General features: G+C 69.8%; 1 protein-coding gene. It reads left to right on the top strand.

Translation table 11 applies throughout. From position 1 onward, the window contains the following. Nucleotides 1-122 precede the first annotated feature (122 nt). A complete protein-coding gene (locus ACZ3H8_RS40825) occupies nt 123-1,499 on the top strand; it encodes an IS1380 family transposase (protein ID WP_467410451.1) in 1,377 nt (458 codons plus the stop codon). Nucleotides 1,500-1,577 lie beyond the last annotated feature (78 nt).

The following is a 1,577-nucleotide window of genomic DNA, read 5'->3' as shown; positions in this document are numbered from 1 at the left end:
CCTCGCGCTTTCATGAAGCGTGGTGTCCGACGGGTGGTCAGACAAACGAAAAGCGCCTCTGACCAGCAAGAATGAGGATTGTCGAGGTCCTTGTTCCTGCCACCGCCGGAGGCACTTCCCAGGTGAAGAAGCGTATCGGGTCCTACCCGCGTGTCTGTGTCGAGGGTGGTGGCCGGGCGGTGGTCTCGCAGGCGGGAGGCGTCCTGCTGGTGGAGACGGTCCGTAAGACCGGGCTGGACCAGGCGATATCGGCGGCTCTGGCGCCGTGGTGCAAGTCGCGGGCGGTGCATGATCCGGGGAAGATCCTGCTGGATGTGGTCCTGGCGGTTGCGCTCGGCGGGGACTGTCTGGCCGATGTGGGCATGCTGCGGGCCGAGCCGGCCGTGTTCGGTCCAGTGGCCTCCGATCCCACCGTCTCCCGCCTCATCGATGTCCTCGCCTCGGCCGGGCCGAAGGCCCTGGCGGCGATCCGCACCGCACGGGCTCATGTCCGCGAACACGTCTGGAAGTTGGCCGGCCATGCGGGCCCGGACGCGGGCGGGCAGGTGATCGTGGACATCGACGGGGTGCTCGTGCTGGCCCACTCCGAGAAGCAGGACGCCGCCGCGACCTGGAAGAAGACGTTCGGGCACCACCCGCTGATGGCCTTCGTCGACCACGGCCGAGGCGGCAGCGGGGAGCCGGTCGCCGCTCTGCTGCGGCCCGGCAACGCGGGCAGCAACACCGCCGTCGACCACATCACCACGGCCCAACTCGCCCTGGCCCAGCTGCCGAAGAAGTACCGGCGCGGGCGGCAGACACTGATCCGGACCGATTCCGGCGGCGGCACCCACGAGTTCGTGGCCTGGCTGGCCAGACGCGGCCGGTGGCTGTCGTACTCGGTCGGCATGACCATCACCGAGCAGATCCACCACGCCGTCCTGAAGGTTCCCGGCTCGGCCTGGACGGCGGCCACCGAACCCGGCGGAGAGATCCGTGACGGCGCTTGGGTCGCCGAGCTCGACGGCGACGTACTCAAGGGCTGGCCGAAGGGAATGCGGCTGATCGTCCGCAAAGAACGCCCGCACCCCGGCGCCCAGTTGCGTTTCACGGACGCCGACGGACTGCGGCTGACCTGCTTCGCCACCAACACCACCCACGCGGCGATCGCCGCCCTCGAACTGCGCCACCGCCAGCGGGCAAGAGCCGAGGACCGCATTCGAGGAGCCCGTGCCACCGGCCTGCGCAACCTGCCCCTCCACGACACTGCGCAGAACCAGATCTGGCTGGAGATCGTCCAGCTCGCCCTGGACCTGCTCGCGTGGATGCCGATGCTGGCCCTGACCGGCCGGGCCCGGCTCTGGGAGCCCCGCCGCCTGCGGATCCGTCTGTTCTCCGCCGCCGCCCAGCTCGTCACCACAGCCCGCCGCCGGCACCTGAAATTCGCGACGCACTGGCCTTGGACCAACGTGATCACCGACGCGATCGAACGACTGCAGGCCCTCCCGAACCCCGGCTGACCAGCAGCGACAACCCACCCCTACGACCAGAAACCGCACGCCGGAGCCGTGGAACCCGGCGCCCACCCGACGCGACAG

The sequence above is a fragment of the Streptomyces sp. NPDC002868 genome, from assembly GCF_055563295.1.
The sequence above is the reverse complement of the archived record's forward strand: the minus strand, read 5'-3'. Positions and strand labels throughout refer to the sequence as shown.